Origin of the sequence: Nocardia beijingensis NBRC 16342 (assembly GCF_001612785.1) — a bacterium.
GTDB lineage: Bacteria > Actinomycetota > Actinomycetes > Mycobacteriales > Mycobacteriaceae > Nocardia > Nocardia beijingensis.
Window position 1 is genome coordinate 1 of sequence record NZ_BDBC01000066.1, and the last position, 15,786, is coordinate 15,786.

At 69.5% G+C, this 15,786-nt stretch carries 17 protein-coding genes; 11 read left to right on the plus strand and 6 right to left on the minus strand.

Annotation, left to right across the window (positions count from 1 at the left end; all coding sequences use genetic code 11):
* The 8 genes from infB to truB form a co-directional block, all read left to right on the plus strand.
* On the plus strand, nucleotides 1-1,867 hold a 1,867-nt coding region (gene infB, locus NB3_RS30050; RefSeq protein ID WP_218020667.1), incomplete at its 5' end, for a translation initiation factor IF-2.
* 75 nt (nucleotides 1,868-1,942) lie between these two features.
* A complete protein-coding gene (locus tag NB3_RS30055) occupies nucleotides 1,943-2,233 on the plus strand; it encodes a DUF503 domain-containing protein (protein WP_067810001.1) in 291 nt (96 codons plus the stop codon).
* 87 nt (nucleotides 2,234-2,320) lie between these two features.
* Nucleotides 2,321-2,764: a 30S ribosome-binding factor RbfA gene (gene rbfA / locus NB3_RS30060; RefSeq protein WP_067810004.1), complete on the plus strand. Its 444-nt coding sequence runs from the start codon at nucleotides 2,321-2,323 to the stop codon at nucleotides 2,762-2,764.
* Nucleotides 2,765-2,777: 13 nt separating this feature from the next.
* Entirely contained in the window at nucleotides 2,778-3,779 is a 1,002-nt protein-coding gene (locus NB3_RS30065) for a DHH family phosphoesterase (protein ID WP_067810005.1), read from the plus strand.
* A gap of 150 nt (nucleotides 3,780-3,929) precedes the next feature.
* Nucleotides 3,930-5,273 (plus strand): MATE family efflux transporter, encoded by a 1,344-nt coding sequence (locus NB3_RS30070; RefSeq protein WP_067810096.1) that lies wholly within the window; start codon nucleotides 3,930-3,932, stop codon nucleotides 5,271-5,273.
* 58 nt (nucleotides 5,274-5,331) lie between these two features.
* Entirely contained in the window at nucleotides 5,332-6,291 is a 960-nt protein-coding gene (locus NB3_RS30075; protein WP_157112090.1) for a metallophosphoesterase family protein, read from the plus strand.
* Between the two features lie 57 nt (nucleotides 6,292-6,348).
* Nucleotides 6,349-7,017, plus strand: a complete 669-nt coding sequence (gene npt, locus NB3_RS30080; RefSeq protein WP_067810007.1) for a 4'-phosphopantetheinyl transferase Npt — start codon at nucleotides 6,349-6,351, stop codon at nucleotides 7,015-7,017.
* On the plus strand, nucleotides 7,017-7,916 hold the full coding sequence (gene truB / locus NB3_RS30085) for a tRNA pseudouridine(55) synthase TruB (RefSeq protein WP_067810009.1): 900 nt from the start codon (nucleotides 7,017-7,019) through the stop codon (nucleotides 7,914-7,916). The genes npt and truB overlap by 1 nt, the downstream gene beginning before the upstream one ends.
* A 102-nt stretch (nucleotides 7,917-8,018) precedes the next feature.
* Here truB and NB3_RS30090 read toward each other — a convergent pair whose 3' ends face one another.
* The gene (locus NB3_RS30090) at nucleotides 8,019-8,630 is read right to left on the minus strand and encodes a TetR/AcrR family transcriptional regulator (protein ID WP_067810011.1); all 612 of its coding nucleotides are present in this window, start codon (nucleotides 8,628-8,630) and stop codon (nucleotides 8,019-8,021) included.
* Nucleotides 8,631-8,766: 136 nt separating this feature from the next.
* On the opposite strand from NB3_RS30090, the gene NB3_RS30095 reads away from it, so the two are divergent.
* The gene (locus NB3_RS30095) at nucleotides 8,767-9,186 is read left to right on the plus strand and encodes a DUF4345 domain-containing protein (protein ID WP_067810012.1); all 420 of its coding nucleotides are present in this window, start codon (nucleotides 8,767-8,769) and stop codon (nucleotides 9,184-9,186) included.
* A 112-nt stretch (nucleotides 9,187-9,298) separates the two neighbouring features.
* Here NB3_RS30095 and NB3_RS30100 read toward each other — a convergent pair whose 3' ends face one another.
* From NB3_RS30100 to NB3_RS30110, 3 genes are read right to left on the minus strand one after another with little or no spacing between them, the layout of a single operon-like run.
* Complete coding sequence (locus NB3_RS30100) at nucleotides 9,299-9,964, minus strand: GntR family transcriptional regulator (RefSeq protein WP_067810014.1); 666 nt, start codon at nucleotides 9,962-9,964, stop codon at nucleotides 9,299-9,301.
* Nucleotides 9,951-10,682, minus strand: coding sequence for a maleate cis-trans isomerase family protein (locus NB3_RS30105; protein ID WP_067810016.1), 732 nt, complete (start codon nucleotides 10,680-10,682; stop codon nucleotides 9,951-9,953). Before NB3_RS30105 ends, NB3_RS30100 begins: the two co-directional genes overlap by 14 nt.
* A gap of 14 nt (nucleotides 10,683-10,696) precedes the next feature.
* The gene (locus NB3_RS30110) at nucleotides 10,697-11,437 is read right to left on the minus strand and encodes a maleate cis-trans isomerase family protein (RefSeq protein ID WP_067810018.1); all 741 of its coding nucleotides are present in this window, start codon (nucleotides 11,435-11,437) and stop codon (nucleotides 10,697-10,699) included.
* A gap of 86 nt (nucleotides 11,438-11,523) precedes the next feature.
* Between NB3_RS30110 and NB3_RS30115 the strand changes: the two genes are divergently transcribed.
* Nucleotides 11,524-12,489 carry a D-2-hydroxyacid dehydrogenase gene (locus tag NB3_RS30115; protein ID WP_174553265.1) on the plus strand — a complete coding sequence of 322 codons (966 nt, stop codon included), beginning with the start codon at nucleotides 11,524-11,526 and terminating at the stop codon, nucleotides 12,487-12,489.
* 12 nt (nucleotides 12,490-12,501) lie between these two features.
* Complete coding sequence (locus NB3_RS30120) at nucleotides 12,502-13,902, plus strand: amidase (RefSeq protein ID WP_084823794.1); 1,401 nt, start codon at nucleotides 12,502-12,504, stop codon at nucleotides 13,900-13,902.
* A gap of 48 nt (nucleotides 13,903-13,950) precedes the next feature.
* Here NB3_RS30120 and NB3_RS30125 read toward each other — a convergent pair whose 3' ends face one another.
* Nucleotides 13,951-14,445, minus strand: a complete 495-nt coding sequence (locus NB3_RS30125; RefSeq protein WP_067810022.1) for a DUF3830 family protein — start codon at nucleotides 14,443-14,445, stop codon at nucleotides 13,951-13,953.
* 58 nt (nucleotides 14,446-14,503) lie between these two features.
* On the minus strand, nucleotides 14,504-15,745 hold the full coding sequence (locus NB3_RS30130; protein ID WP_067810023.1) for an aspartate aminotransferase family protein: 1,242 nt from the start codon (nucleotides 15,743-15,745) through the stop codon (nucleotides 14,504-14,506).
* Between the last annotated feature and the right edge of the window lie 41 nt (nucleotides 15,746-15,786).

A 15,786-nucleotide genomic window follows, 5' to 3' on the forward strand; every position in this document is an offset into this window, starting at 1 on the left:
GTCGAAGCGGCAGAAGCGGCAAGAGTACGACTCGATGCAGGCGCCCGCCGTCGGCGGCGTGCGGCTGCCGCGCGGCAACGGCGAGATCATCCGGCTCGCCCGCGGCGCGTCGCTGTCGGACTTCGCGGAGAAGATCGACGCGAACCCGGCCGCGCTGGTACAGGCCCTGTTCAACCTCGGCGAGATGGTCACCGCGACCCAGTCGGTGAACGACGAGACGCTCGAGCTGCTCGGCAGCGAGATGAACTACGTCGTGCACGTGGTCAGCCCCGAGGACGAGGACCGCGAGCTGCTGGAGTCGTTCGACCTCACCTACGGCGAGGACGAAGGCGGCGAGGAAGACCTCGAGCAGCGTCCGCCGGTGGTGACCGTCATGGGTCACGTCGACCACGGTAAGACCCGCTTGCTGGACACCATCCGCAAGGCGAACGTCCGCGAGGGCGAGGCGGGTGGCATCACCCAGCACATCGGCGCCTACCAGGTGCTCACCCACCTCGGCGACGAGGACCGGCTGATCACCTTCATCGACACCCCTGGTCACGAGGCGTTCACCGCCATGCGTGCCCGCGGTGCGAAGGCCACCGACATCGCGATCCTTGTGGTCGCCGCCGACGACGGCGTCATGCCGCAGACGGTGGAGGCGATCAACCACGCGCAGGCGGCGGACGTGCCGATCGTCGTCGCGGTGAACAAGATCGACAAGGAGGGCGCGAACCCGCAGAAGGTTCGTCAGCAGCTCACCGAGTACGGCTTGGTCGCCGAGGAATACGGCGGCGACACCATGTTCGTCGACATCTCCGCCAGGCAGAACATCAACATCGACGCGCTGCTCGAGGCGGTCCTGCTGACCGCGGACGCGGCGCTGGACCTGCGGGCGAACCCGGACATGGACGCGCAGGGCGTGGCCATCGAGGCGCACCTCGACCGCGGCCGCGGCCCGGTGGCGACCGTGCTCATCCAGCGCGGCACCCTGCGGGTCGGCGACTCGATCGTGGCGGGAGACGCCTACGGCCGGGTGCGCCGGATGGTGGACGAGCACGGCGAGGACGTCGACGCGGCGCTGCCGTCGCGGCCGGTCCAGGTCATCGGCTTCACGTCGGTGCCAGGCGCCGGTGACAACCTGCTCGTGGTCGACGAAGACCGGATCGCGCGGCAGATCGCCGACCGGCGCAACGCGCGCAAGCGCAACGCGCTGGCCGCACGCAGCCGCAAGCGGATCAGCCTGGAAGATCTGGATGCCGCGCTGAAGGAGACCAGCGAGCTGAACCTGATCCTCAAGGGCGACAACTCCGGTACGGTCGAGGCCCTCGAAGAGGCGCTGCTCGGGATCCAGGTGGGCGACGAGGTGCGCCTGCGGGTGATCGACCGTGGTGTCGGTGGCGTCACCGAGACCAACGTCAACCTGGCGTCGGCCTCGAACGCGATCATCATCGGCTTCAACGTCCGCGCGGAGGGCAAGGCCACCGAGCTGGCCAACCGCGAGGGCGTCGACATCCGGTACTACTCGGTGATCTACCAGGCCATCGACGAGATCGAGAAGGCCCTCAAGGGCATGCTCAAGCCGATCTACGAAGAGGTCGAGCTGGGCCGCGCCGAGATCAGGGCGATCTTCCGTTCGTCGAAGATCGGCAATATCGCCGGTTGCATGGTCACGTCGGGCTCGGTCAAGCGCAACGCCAAGGCGCGCCTGCTCCGGGACAACGTGGTGATCGCCGAGACGATGACGATCTCGTCGCTGCGCCGGGAGAAGGACGACGTCACCGAGGTCCGCGAGGGCTACGAATGCGGTATGACGGTCACCTACTCCGACATCAAGGAAGGCGACATCATCGAGGCCTACGAGCTGCGCGAGAAGCCGCGCGACTGATAGACCGAGACGAGACCGGACGCCGCGCGCCGAGCGCGGCGTCCGGCCGGTCTTCCTGAGCTGGGGAGGGTAAGGGTGTACCTGGGTGCACTGGAGTTCGACCTGCTGCTGGGTGATGTGCATTCACTGAAACAGAAGCGTTCGGTGATCCGGCCGATTCTGGCCGAATTACAGCGTTTCGGTGTGAGTGCCGCCGAAGGCGGGGAACACGATCTATACCGTCGCTCGCTGCTGGGCGTGGCCATGGTCAGTGCGGGCATGGATCACCTGACCGAGGTGCTGGACAAATGTGAACGGCACGTCGCGGCCCGCCCGGAGTTACAGTTGCTGGCGGTGCGCCGCCGAATCTTCGGGCCCGAGGACTGACGCGGCGCAGCGACGGAGCTCGGGTGGCGGCCCCGAGCCACACGACGACCGCCACCGAACAGAGTTGACAGTGAGGAGGAAACGGCCATGGTGGACCAAGCCAGGGCACGCCGACTCGCCAAGCGGATCTCCTCGATCGTCGCGACCGCGATCGAATACGAGGTCAAAGACCCGCGGCTGCGTTTCGTGACCATCACCGACGCCAAGGTCACCGGCGATCTCAGGGAGGCGACGGTGTACTACACCGTGATGGGTGAAACCCTCGACGCCGAACCGGATTACGAAGGCGCGGCGGCCGGACTGGAGAAGGCCAAGGGCGTCCTGCGCTCTAAGGTGGGCGCGGGAACCGCGGTGAAGTTCACCCCGACGCTGGCATTCGTACTCGACACCGTGCCCGACGCGGCACGGCAGATGGAGGAACTGCTCGCCAGGGCGCGGGCCGCGGACGACGAGGTCGCCAAGGTGGCGGCCACCGCAAGGCCCGCGGGCGACGCCGACCCCTACAAGGTCGAACGCGACGCCGACGAGTGACATGCGGTAGTCGATGACGACGATGCGGGAAACGGCCGGCTTGGACACGGCCGTGGCGGCGCTGGACGCCGCGCGCTCGGTGACCATCGTCTGCCATGTGCAGCCCGATGCGGACACCATAGGAAGTGGTCTGGCACTGGCGTTGGTGCTGCACGGGCGCGGCGTCGCGGTGCAGGTGTCCTTCGCCGAGCCGGCGGAACTGCCCGTGTCGATGCGGTCGTTGCCCGGCGTGCGGCACTTGGTGGCGCCCGCCGAGGTGCGCGCCGAGGTCGACCTGCTGGTCGCGGTCGATTGCGGCAGCGCGGGCCGGTTGGGGGCGCTGGCCGATCGATTGGCGGGCGCCGCAACGACATTGGTGATCGATCACCATCGATCGAACACGTGCTTCGGAGCGATCAATGTGGTCGACCCCGCCGCGGAGTCCACCACGAGCCTGATCGCCCGGTTGCTCGACGCGTGGGGTGTGCCGATCGATGCGGATGTGGCGCATTGCCTGTACGCCGGTCTGGTCACCGACACGGGTTCGTTCCGGTGGGTGCGGCCGGGTACCCACGAACTGGCGGAGCGGCTGCTTGCCACCGGCATCGACGGCGCGCACATCGCCAGGACCTTGATGGACACGCACCCGTTCGGCTGGCTGCCGATGCTGTCGCGTGTCCTCGGGACAGCGCAGCTCGTGCCGGAGGTGCGCGGCGGTGTCGGGTTGGTGTACGCGTTCGTGCGGCGCGACGACATCGACGACGTGCGCTCGGAGGAAATCGAGAGCGTCATAGATATCGTGCGCACGACCGCCGAAGCCGGAATCGCCGCGGTGTTCAAGCAATCCCGTGTGGTGCCGGATCGGTGGACGGTGTCGCTGCGCTCGCGCGACAGCGGAGCCTCCGCGGGTGACGGCGTGGACGTCGCCGAGGTCGCCACCTCACTGGGCGGCGGCGGGCACCGCTTCGCCGCCGGATACACCGCGCACGGCGCGCCCGAGGACTTGATCGGCGCGCTGCTGACCGCGCTCGGATGACCGTATGCCTCGACCTGGCGCATCCGTGTTCGTCGGTGAACCGTGCCGAGGTCGGAACGGCGGTGGTCTCGGAGGGAGCGACGTGTGGGGGAGGTGTTCGTGAGCGCGCAGAGTCCCGGCGACGCGGATATCGGTGATCCGGCCCTGCGAGTGAGTGAGCCGGGGCGCGTCAGCCGGGCTGCCGCTGCCGGTCCCGGGCGCATTCTCGGCCTCGCGTTGCCGACCCTCGGCGTGCTGGTCGCCGAACCGATCTACCTCTTGTTCGATCTGGCCGTGGTCGGCAGGCTCGGGGCGCTCGCGCTGGCCGGTCTCGCCGTCGGCGGGTTGATCCTGACGCAGACGAGTTCACAGCTGACCTTCCTGTCCTACGGCACGACCGCGCGCTCGGCGCGTCGCCACGGCGCGGGCGATCACCGGGGCGCCGTCGCCGAGGGTGTGCAGGCGACGTGGATCGCGGTGGCCGTCGGCGTCGCGATCCTGCTGCTGGTCCAGACCTTCGCCGTCCCGGTGACCAGCGCCATCGCCGGCGGCGGTGACATCGCGGCGGAGGCGATGGGCTGGGTGCGGATCGCGCTGTTCGGCGTGCCGCTGATCCTGATCTCTATGGCGGGCAACGGGTGGCTGCGCGGCGTCCAGGAGACCCGCAGGCCACTGGTCTACGTCGTCGCCGGACTCGTGGTGTCGGCGATCCTCTGCCCGGCGCTGGTGCACGGACTGCTGGGCGCGCCGCACCTGGGCCTGCCCGGCTCCGCCGTGGCGAACGTGGCCGGTCAGATCGTCACCGCGATCCTGTTCCTCAAAGCGCTGGCCCGCGAGGGGGTTTCCCTCGCACCGCACTGGTCGGTGATGCGCGCTCAGCTCGTGCTCGGGCGCGACCTGATCGTCCGCAGCTTCGCTTTCCAGGCCTGCTTCGTCTCGGCGGCGGCGGTGGCCGCGCGTTTCGGCGCCGCGTCGGTGGCGGCCCACCAGTTGGTGCTGCAACTGTGGAACTTCCTGGCGCTCGCGCTGGACGCGCTGGCCATCGCCGCGCAGACGCTCACCGGCGCGGCGCTCGGCGCGGGTGACGCCACCGGCGCCCGCGCCATCGCCAGGCGCGTCACCCGCTGGTCGGAGATCTTCAGCCTCGGGCTGGCCGCCTGCTTCGCGGCGGGAGCGGTGGCGGTGCCCGCGCTGTTCACCGACGATCCGGACGTACTCGAGCGCGCTCATGTGGTGTGGTGGTTCTTCGTCGCGCTCATTCCCGTGGCCGGTGTCGTGTTCGCGCTGGACGGCGTGCTGCTCGGCGCGGGCGACGCGGCGTATCTGCGCACCACCACGCTCGGTGCGGCGTTGCTCGGTTTCCTGCCCGCCATCTGGTTGTCGCTGATCTTCGACTGGGGCGTCGCCGGAATCTGGTCCGGCCTCGCCGCGTTCATGCTGTTGCGGCTGATCGCCGTCGCGGGGCGGGCGCTGTCGGGCCGGTGGGCCCTGGTCGGCGCCGAGCCGCCGAGGTGACCGACACCCGGCTCGGCCGGTGCGTGCGAATCCGAATCGATGTGCCAAGGTAGGTGTGGTGATACCCAAGTTGATGGCGGTGAGCGACATTCATGTCGGGCACCAGGGGAATCGGCCGGTCGTGGAGCAGATCAAGGCGGACTCGCCGGAGGACTGGCTCATCGTGGCCGGCGACGTGGGGGAGAAGACCGACGACATCCGCTGGGCGCTGCAACTGCTGCGCGGCCGGTTCGCCAAGGTGATCTGGGTGCCGGGCAATCACGAGCTGTGGACGACGGCGAAGGACCCGGTGCAGATGGTCGGGGCGGCGCGCTACGACTACTTGGTATCGATATGCCGCGATCTCGACGTGCTGACGCCCGAGGACCCCTTTCCGGTGTGGCAGGGCGCAGGCGCCGAGGAGCACGGCGGAGCGGTCACGCTGGTGCCGATGTTCCTGCTGTACGACTACTCGTTCCTGCCGGAGGGAGCCACCACCAAGGCGGAGGGGCTGGCGATCGCGCGTGAGCGCAACGTGGTGGCCACCGACGAATTCCTGCTCTCGCCGGATCCGTACCTGACCAGGGACGCTTGGTGCCACGCCAGGGTGCAGGCGACCAAACGCAAGCTCGACGCGCTGGCTCCCGGCACCCCACTGGTCCTGATCAACCACTTCCCGCTGGTGCGGCAGCCGACCGACGTGCTGTTCTATCCGGAGTTCGCGCTGTGGTGCGGCACCGAGCTGACCGCGGACTGGCACACGCGCTACAACGTGGTCTGCTCGGTCTACGGTCACCTGCACATTCCGCGGACCTCGCACTACGACGGCGTCCGGTTCGAGGAGGTGTCGCTGGGCTACCCGCGCGAATGGCAGCGCCGTGGTCTGCCGGAGCGATTGCTGCGCCAGATCCTGCCCACCCCGGAGTATCCGCCGGGCACGCTGAACAAGTGGGGCGGACATTTCCAGGTGACTCCCGAGATGGAGGCCGCAGCGGCGGAGATGCGCAGCAAGGCGCAGCAGCGGCGCGGGCTGGCGTAGTCCGGCGCATACGGCGCTGCGATCCGATCCGGTGCGCCTGCACTACGCTCGTCGGTGATGATCGAGAACATTCTGCCCGCGGGTGTGGCCTCGGCCGAGTTGCTGGCGTACCCGGAGGATCTGCGACCGCATCCGGCGGAGGAGCATCTCATCGCCAAGTCGGTGGAGAAGCGGCGCCGTGATTTCATCGGCGCGCGGCATTGCGCCCGGCTGGCGCTCGCCCAGCTCGGCGAGCAACCGGTCGCGATCGGCAAGGGCGAGCGCGGCGCTCCGGTGTGGCCGCGCGGAATCGTCGGCAGCCTGACCCACTGTGACGGCTATCAGGCCGCCGCGCTCGGGCACAAATTGCGCTTCCGGTCCATCGGCATCGATGCCGAGCCGCACGCCACGCTGCCGGACGGCGTGCTGGACTCGGTCAGCCTGCCGCCGGAGCGGGAATGGCTGAAGACGACCGATTCCGGATTGCACCTGGACCGCTTGCTGTTCTGCGCCAAGGAGGCCACCTACAAGGCGTGGTTCCCGCTGACGCTGCGCTGGCTCGGCTTCGAAGACGCGCACATCACCTTCGACATCGAGGACAGCTCCGCGGATTCCGGGCGCGGCAGCTTCCACACCGAACTGCTGGTGCCGGGCCAGACCACCGACGGCGGCACGCCGCTGCTGTCGTTCGACGGCCGCTGGCTGATCACCGACGGCTACATCCTGACCGCGATCGCGCACGTCTGATGGACGGACTCGGCGGGCTGCTCGTCATCGACAAGGCCGGTGGCTGGACCAGCCACGACGTCGTCGCGAAGTGCAGGAAGCTGCTGCGCACCAAGAAGATCGGCCACGCGGGCACGCTCGACCCGATGGCGACCGGCGTGCTGGTGCTCGGCGTGGAACGCGCGACCAAACTGCTCGGCCTGCTCACCCTGACCACCAAGGCGTACACCGCGACCGTCCGGCTGGGGCAGGCGACCAGCACCGACGACGCCGAGGGCGAGGTGCTGACCACGACTGCGGCCGGCCACCTCGCCGACGACGACATCGCCGCGTGCACGGCCGAACTGACCGGCGACATCGAACAGGTGCCCGCCACCGTGAGCGCGATCAAGGTCGACGGCGAACGCGCCTATGCCCGCCACCGGGCGGGTGAGCAGGTGCAACTGGCCGCCCGTCCGGTCACGGTGTCACGCTTCGATGTGCTCGCCCGGCGCGACGCAGGCGATTTCGTCGACCTGGACGTGGTGGTCGAGTGCTCCTCGGGCACCTACGTGCGTGCGCTCGCCCGTGACCTCGGCGCCGCGCTCGGCGTGGGCGGCCACTTGACCGCGTTGCGCCGCACCAGGGTCGGCCCCTTCACCCTCGAACACGCCCGCACCCTGGACGAATTGGCCGCCGCCGCGGAGTCCGGCACGCCGCGGCTGAGCCTCGACATCGATGCCGCGGTGCGAACGGCGTTCCCGCTGAGGGACATCGACGACAAGCAAGCCGACGACCTGCGCAACGGCCGCTGGCTCGAACCCGCCGGGATAGCCGGCGTGTATGCCGCCGTCGACCCGGAAGGCCGTGCGATCGCACTGCTGCGGGAAAGCGGCAAGCGAGCCGCATCGGTCATGGTGGTGCGTCCGTCCAATCTCTGAGGGTCCTCGGGTGGTCCGAGCCCGTCCGGCCTCCCGTGACGCCGACGGCGCGCGCTCCCGAACGGCAGTCGCCGCGTCGCTGCCGTCGTGTCGCCGCACGAGTCAGCTCGCGGGTCTTCCGGAGCTGTCCGCGCCGCTGATATCGATGACCGGACCCAACGCGCCCAGCAGCGCGCCGAGTGAGATCTCGCGCATCTGGGCACGGGTCGGTGTGCCGTGCTCGAGCCACTCGACGGTGAGCACCCGCACGAAGGTCAGCCAGCTCGTCAGGATCGCCGACACGGTGGCGCGCGGCGGTCCCTCCAGTCGCAGCGCGTCGAGTACGCGCTCGCGCAGTTCGCCGAGCTCGCCCGCGATGATCGCTTGGATGGACGGGTCGGTGGCCAGCACGCGGTTGGCCGCGAGCACGCTGTTGGCGTTGGCCTCGAAGTAGGCGAAGTGCGTGTCCAGGCCCGCGGCGAGCTGATCGACCAGGGGCGCTTCCGCGTCGAACGTGGTCGCGACCAGCAGTTGCTCGGAAGCGAGCTGGTAGACCGCCGCGAACAGGTCGCGTTTGCTCGGGAAGTGGCGGTAGAGGAGGGCACGGGACACGCCCGCCTCGGCGGCGACGTCCTCCATGAGCACCGTGTCGTAGGGCCGGTCGGCGAAGAGTTTCGCGCCCGCGTCGAGGAGTACGCGGCGGCGCTCATCCGGGGACAGTCGGCGGCGGGGCACCTCGTGAGCCTAGTTGACGCGTGTCTACTACAGGTCGTAGCATTCTTAGTAGACGAACGTCTACTAAGCGGGTGGGTCGGCCACGATCGGTGCGCTGTGCGCCCGCCGGAACGTCGCGTGCATCCGGGAGGCATGTATGTCCAATGCGCTCAAATGGCTGTCCATGGTGATGGGCGTCGCCTGCGTGGCGATCGGAATCCTGCATATCGCCCTCGGTGTCGACTCGGTGCCCGACATGGGTTCGGCCGGAGTGACCGCGGACAGTCAGAGCCGGTTCTTCGGCGCGATCTTCGTCGGATACGGCCTGGCGTGGATCCGGGCCGCGCGGCAGTCACCGATACCGGCGGCCGCGGTGCGGATGCTGGCCGGGATCTTCCTGCTCGGTGCGGTGGCCCGCTTCGTCTCGGTCGCCGTGCACGGCTGGCCGCACTGGTTCCAGATCGTCCTGACCGCTGTGGAACTCGTGCTGCCACCCGTCTACTTCTGGCTCGCCGCCGCCGACGAGAAGCGACTCGAGGGGACGCCTCCTGTACGGCGTGTTCTCGCCGCGGATTGAGCCCCGCACGCACACAACGTGATCCGTACGGTCAGGGAGGACGGCGACGGCTATCTCTCGCTGCCCGCCTTCCGCGGCCTGCTGGATTTCCCGTCCCGCCGGCGCACCGCGCTCAAGAGCCGATCTGGTGCCGGAGGCGCTGCACGGCGTCGTCCATGTGCTCGACGAGCAGAGCGCGGGGCCGCGCCGGCTCTCCGGCGCCGATCGCCTCGCGCAGGCCGACGTGTTCGCGAGCCTGTTCCCGCAGGTCCGGGTAGGTCGTCTGCAAAGCGCCCAAGCACATGCGCGTCTCGATCAGCAAGGTGCGCGCCGCCCGTACCAGCCGCGGACTGGCCGCGCTCTCCACCAGCGCCTCGTGGAAGGCCTGATCGGCATCCGACACTCCCACCGCGTCGCCGCGCTCGGCGCACGCGGTCATCTCCTCGACGCTGGAGCCGAGCGCCTGATAGGCGATCGGCCGGCGGCCGTCCAGGATCAGTTCCAGCGCGCCGCCTTCCAGCGCGGTCCTGGCCCGGTAGATGTCGACGACGTCATCGAGGCTCAGTTCGATGACGAAGATGCCGCGGTGGCGGATGCTGTGCAGCAGCCCCTCGGAGACCAGCCGCTGCATCGCTTCACGCACCGGGCCGCGCGAGACCGCGAACCGCGCGGCGAGATCGGCTTCGCCGAGCTGCGACCCGGGCGCGAGGCTGCCGCGCATGATCGCCTCGCGGAGCCGATCGGCGATCATCTCCGCGGTCGACTGCCGGTTCACCGGCTCGAAATCAACGACGGACATCGATCTGCCTTTCCGCGAACAAGCTCCCGAAGCCGGGAACGACCGGTTCGGCGCCGGCCAGCCGCAGCCCCGCCCAGATCGTGACCTGATTGGCCGTCAGCACCGGTTTGCCCAGCGTAGCCTCCAGGTCCGGCAGCACCGCCACGGTGTGCATCGCGGTGTCGGGAATGAGCAGCGCCTGCGCGTGGGGATGGTCGTTGTCCGCCGCCAGCCGCAGCACCTGGGCCGGGGTGAGGGTGCCCACCTCGGCGGCCGTGTCGATGCCGGCGCTGGACATGCGGACGACGTCGATCCCCGCGTCGGCGAGGAACTCCACGAACAGCCGCGCGACGTCGTCGGGATAGCTGGCGGCGACGGCGACGGTACGCGATCCGATGGCGTGCGCGGCGTCGGCGAACGCGATGCTGGTGCTGGTCGCCGGGACGCCCGCGACCTCGGCCAGCGCGCGCACTTGCTCGCGCGCGCCCGCGGGTCCGTAGACGAAACTGCCGGAGGTGCAGGCCCAGACGATCGCGTCGGGGCGGTGCCGGGCGAGCAGCGACGCGCCGAGCCGCAGTTTCTCCGGGCTGCCGAGCTCGAGCAGTTCGGGTACGGCGTGCAGATCGGTGCCGTAGATGTGGGCCACCGGAAGGTGCGCGCCGAGCGCCGCCGCCGCGAGCGGATAGTCGTCCTCGGCCGCGTGATCGGGATAGATGAAACCGACGGTGGGTGTGCGCATGGGATGTTCTTCCTTCAGAAAACGTTGAGCAGCCACTTGCCCGGACCCATCATGGGGAGCTTCATCCGGCCGAGACATGCCCACATGGTGAGCTGGTTGGCGGTGAGCACCGGCTTGCCGATGGCCTTCTCCAGCGGCTCTATCACGTCGTAGGTCGGCAGGTTGGTACAGCTGACGAAGACGGCCTGGGCCGCAGGATCGTCGGCGGCGACGATGCGTTCGGCGATCGTGCGGTAGGCGACCTTCCAGATGCCGCCGCCGAGCCCGAGATGGTCCGAGCGAACCACCGAGCACCCGGCTTCGGCGAGGAATTCGTGCAGCCGGTGGGTCAGGATCTCGTCGTACGGGGTCAGCACCGAGATTCGGGTGAGATCCAGATGGCGGATCGCTTCGAGCAACGCGCCCGAAGTGGTCACCGCGTCCTGCGCCCCGGCCCGGCAGATGGTGTCGCGCAAGGACTTCTCGTAGGCGAGGCCTTTGATGAAGCTGCCCGACGTGCACAAGTAGGCCACGACCTCGGGTTCCACGTGCAGCACATTGTGGGTGGCCGCGGTGAGATGCGCCGCGTCGGAGACCAATTCGGCCATCTCCAGCGACACCGGGACCGGTTCGTAGGGTGTGCGGGCCAGGTGCAGGCTCACCTCCAGCGGCGCCCAGCGCCAGAGCTCGCGTTCGAGGGCGAGGTCGAAGGGTGCGATGATCCCGATACCCCGTTGCGCGACGGGCCCATCGAGGTCGGGAAAGCTCAGATCCACTGCGGCCCCTCTCGCGCTCAGCCGGGACGACCTCCGAACACGATCGGATTGTTGACAATCATACGATGCCCTCTTACTGTGTCAATGTGGAACAGGGCCCGATTGTCGTCGTCCTGCACAGCGACAGTGTGCCCGACGCCGAACGAATGGACCGAGTAGCAAGCCGCGCCACCGTCCGGTACACCGAAGCACCCGGATTGGCGGACGCGCTGCGCGGAGCGGAGGTCTTGTTCGTCTACGACTTTCGCACCCGGGCGCTGCCCGGCGCCTGGCATGCCGCGGATCGCTTGCGCTGGGTGCACATGGGATCGACCGGTGTCGATCCCGCGATGTTCCCCGAGTTGCGGGCTGGCGACGTGGTGGTGACCAATACCCGAGGCGTCTTCGACACCGCCATCGCCGAGTACGTGCTCGGGCAGATCATCGGCTTCGCCAAGGACCTGTCCGGCTCGCTGCTGCTGCAACAGCGGCACGAGTGGCGGCATCGGGAATCCGAGCGGGTGGCGGGGGCAACGGCGCTGATCGTCGGCACCGGCTCGATCGGACGCGGGATCGCCCGATTGCTGCGCGCGGCCGGGATGACCGTGCGCGCCGTCGGCAGGCGCGAGCGCACGGCGGACCCGGATTTCGGCGAAGTGACCACCGATCTGCACGCCGAACTGGCGCGCGCCGATTACGTCGTGGCGATCGCGCCGCTGACCGAGCAGACCAGGAACATGTTCGACGCCGCCGCCTTCGCGGCGATGAAGCCGCACGCCAGGTTTGTCAACGTCGGCCGAGGGGAACTCGTTGTGACCGACGATCTCGTCGCCGCGCTGCGCACCGGATCGATCGCCGCGGCGGCGCTCGATGTGGTGGACCCCGAGCCGCTCCCCGCCGATCACCCCCTGTGGGATCTGCCGAACGTCCGGATCACCCCGCACAACTCCGGTGACTTCATCGGATGGCGCACCGAGATCGTCGACGCGTTCACCGAGAACTTCGACAACTGGATCGCCGGACGTCCGCTGGACAACGTGGTCGACAAAAGGCTGGGATACGTGCCCGGCTGAAGGAGTCCATCCATGAGCTACCCCGACAAGAACCACCCCACCGACCCGACCGCCATGACCGCGGTCGAGCTGGTCTCGGCCTACGCGGCGGGAGTGTTGTCGCCCGTCGAGGCGACCGAGGCGATGCTGCGCGCGATCGCCGACCGCGACGGCGCGCTCAACGCCTTCTGCCTGGTCGATGCCGATCGCGCCCTGGTGCAGGCGAAGGACTCCGAGGCGCGCTGGCAGTCCGGTCACGCCAAGGGTCTGCTCGACGGCGTGCCGATCTCGATCAAGGACGTCTTCCTGACCGAGGGCTGGCCCACCCGGCGCGGCTGCACGTCCATCGACCCGGCCGGGCCGTGGCCGGTGGACAGTCCGGTGGCGGCGCGGCTGCGCGAGGACGGCATGGTCTTCCTCGGCAAGACCACCACCCCCGAGATCGCGTGGAAGGCGGTCACCGACAGCGCCCTGACGGGTGTCACGCGGAATCCGGCCGACCCGGCCACCACCGCGGGCGGATCATCCGGCGGTAGCGCCGCGGCGGTCGCGGCGGGCATGGGCCCGGTCTCGGTGGGCACCGACGGCGGCGGCAGCGTGCGCATACCGGCCGCCTTCTGCGGCATCGTCGGGTTCAAACCCACCTACGGGCGGATTCCGCTGTTCCCGGCCAGCCCGTTCGGTCCGCTGGCGCACGCGGGCCCCATGACGCGCACGGTCGAGGACGCGGCGCTGCTGATGGACATCCTGTCGCTGCCCGATCCGCGCGACCCGACGGCGCTGGCTCCCACGCTCACCGCGTTCCGCGCCGAAATGCACCGGGACGTGCGGGGATTGCGCGTGGCCTACTCGCGGGCGCTCGGCTACGCCACGGTCGACCCCGAGGTCGCCGCGATCGTGGAGGCGGCGGTGGCCCGGCTGGCCGGCGCCGAACTCAGGGTCGACGCCGCCGATCCCGGATTCGACGATCCGCGTGCGGCGTTCGAAGTGCTGTGGGCGGCCGGCGCGGCCACCATGCTGTCCGGCTTCCCGGAAGGCACGCGCGAACGCGTCGACCCCGGCCTGCGCGCGGTGTGGGAGCGCGGTGAAACCCTCACCGCCGTCGACTATCTCGCCGCGCGCGACGTGGCCGCCCGGATCGGTATCACCATGGGTGCCTTCCACAACGACTACGACGTCCTGATCACCCCGACGGTGCCGATTCCGGCGTTCGAGGCGGGACACGACGTGCCGCCGGGCAGCGGCCTGCGTGACTGGCCCGAGTGGACGCCTTTCACCTACCCGTTCAATCTCACCCAGCAACCCGCGATCAGCATCCCGGCGGGCACAACCCGGGCGGGTCTGCCGGTCGGCTTGCAGATCGTCGGCCCGCGCCACTCGGATGATCTGATCCTCGCGGTGGCTCGCTACGCCGAATTCGTGCTGGCCTCCTGAACGCCGGTGGCCCCGCGGAAGACCGCGGGGCCACTGTGTCGCCGTCGCTCAGGCGCGGGCGAAAGCGAGTGTCTCGCCTTGCACGCCGTGCGACCACAGCGCGTTGCATGCCGCGGCCATTTCGGCGAGCCCTTCCTCGATGGTGGCGAACACATTGCCCGGCACCCACCCGAGGTCGCCGTTGATCAGCAGATTGTTGCGGCCGTAGAACAGCGCGAGATCGGTCGCGCCGCGTTCGTGTTCGGCCGCGGAACCGGGCTCGTAACCGTAGGCCGGGTTGCCGATCTCCCACGGCTCGAAATCGAACAGGCACACATCGCCCGGGATGGGCGTCACCGTCGGATTCTCCCGATGCGGCGCCGCGCCGATCCGGGGCAGCAAGGTGTACACCTCGTTGCGGGCGTACTTGGCGTGGAAGGCATCGCCTTCCAGCGGCAGCGCGTTCCACACCGCGGCACAGGTCTGCGGCGCTTCTTCGTCCAGCAGGCGAGCGCGGCAGGAGACGGCGGCCTTGGTGAGGGTGATGGTGATGTAGCGGGCCATGCGGTCCTGCTTCCTGATCGGGCCCGTGCGGCGGGCGCTGCGGACGGAGTGGTGAGCGCTACAGCTCGGCGAGCACCTCCGACCAGATCGCCAGAGCGTCCTCGATCTGCGTGTCGGTGACGATCAGCGGCGGGATCATCCGCACCACGTTCATGTGCGCGCCGCAGGTCAGCAGGAGCAGCCCTTTGTCCACCGCGGCGCGCTGAGCGGCCGCCGCGGTAGCGGTGTCGGGCTCGCCGGTGGCCGTGGTGAACTCGGCTCCCACGAGCAACCCGAGGCCGCGGACATCGCCGATCGCCTTCGTGGCGCGGGCGCGCAGCCCGCGCAGCAGTTGCTCCCCGCGGGCGGCCGCGTTGTCCACCAAGCCCTCGGATTCGATGACGTCGAGCGTGGCGATCGCCGCCGCGCACGCGACCGCGTTGCCGCCGTAGGTGCCGCCCTGCGAGCCCGGCCACGCCCGCGCCATCAGTTCGCGCGGCGCCGCGATGCCCGACAGCGGGAAGCCGCTGGCCAGACCCTTCGCGATGGTGATGACGTCGGGCCGGACGCCGAAGTGCTGATGGCCGAAGAACTTTCCGGTGCGCCCGAAACCGGTCTGGATCTCATCGAAGACCAGCAGGATGCCGTGCCGGTCCGCGCGTTCGCGCAGCCCTCGGAAGAACTCGGCGTTGCCGGGGACGTAACCGCCCTCACCGAGCATCGGCTCCACGACGAACGCGGCGGTCTCGGCGGGCGAGGTGAGCGTGGCGAACAGGTAGTCCAGTTCGCGCAGCGCGAAGGCGGTGGCTTCGCGCTCGCTCCAGCCATAGCGGTAGGCGGTGGGGAACGGCGCGACGTGCACGCCAGGCATGAGCGGGCTGAACCCGGCGGAGAAACGGGTGCCGGAGGTCGTCATGGTCGCGGCGGCCACGGTGCGGCCGTGGAAACCGCCGTGGAAGACGACGACGTTCGGCCGGCCCGTGGCCTGGCGCGCCAGGCGCAGCGCGGCCTCGACCGCCTCGCTGCCGGAGTTCGCGAAGAACAGCGTGTCCAGACCTTCCGGAAGCACCGCGCCGAGCCGTTCGGTCAGCTCCAGCAGCGGCCGGTGCAGCACGGTCGTGTACTGGCCGTGGATCAGTGAGGCCACCTGCGCCTGGGCGGCGGCGACCACTCTCGGGTGGCAGTGGCCGGTGCTGGTCACGCCGATGCCCGCGGTGAAGTCCAGATAGCGGCGGCCGTCGGTGCCGTAGAGGTAGCACCCCGCGCCGTGGTCGACGATCACCGGCGTGGCCTGTTTCAGGATCGGCGAGAGCTCGGTCATGGTCGTTCGCCTCCCGGTGCGGGTGGGTGTCTATTGTCGGA

Coding starts and splice junctions, on each gene's coding strand:
- NB3_RS30125 (WP_067810022.1), bottom strand. CDS start 14,445: ATGGCCCGCTACATCACCATCACCCTCACCAAGGCCGCCGTCTCCTGC.
- NB3_RS30130 (WP_067810023.1), bottom strand. CDS start 15,745: ATGACCGAGCTCTCGCCGATCCTGAAACAGGCCACGCCGGTGATCGTC.
- NB3_RS30095 (WP_067810012.1), top strand. CDS start 8,767: ATGTCCAATGCGCTCAAATGGCTGTCCATGGTGATGGGCGTCGCCTGC.
- npt (WP_067810007.1), top strand. CDS start 6,349: ATGATCGAGAACATTCTGCCCGCGGGTGTGGCCTCGGCCGAGTTGCTG.
- NB3_RS30105 (WP_067810016.1), bottom strand. CDS start 10,682: ATGCGCACACCCACCGTCGGTTTCATCTATCCCGATCACGCGGCCGAG.
- NB3_RS30100 (WP_067810014.1), bottom strand. CDS start 9,964: ATGTCCGTCGTTGATTTCGAGCCGGTGAACCGGCAGTCGACCGCGGAG.
- NB3_RS30120 (WP_084823794.1), top strand. CDS start 12,502: ATGAGCTACCCCGACAAGAACCACCCCACCGACCCGACCGCCATGACC.
- truB (WP_067810009.1), top strand. CDS start 7,017: ATGGACGGACTCGGCGGGCTGCTCGTCATCGACAAGGCCGGTGGCTGG.
- NB3_RS30065 (WP_067810005.1), top strand. CDS start 2,778: ATGACGACGATGCGGGAAACGGCCGGCTTGGACACGGCCGTGGCGGCG.
- rbfA (WP_067810004.1), top strand. CDS start 2,321: ATGGTGGACCAAGCCAGGGCACGCCGACTCGCCAAGCGGATCTCCTCG.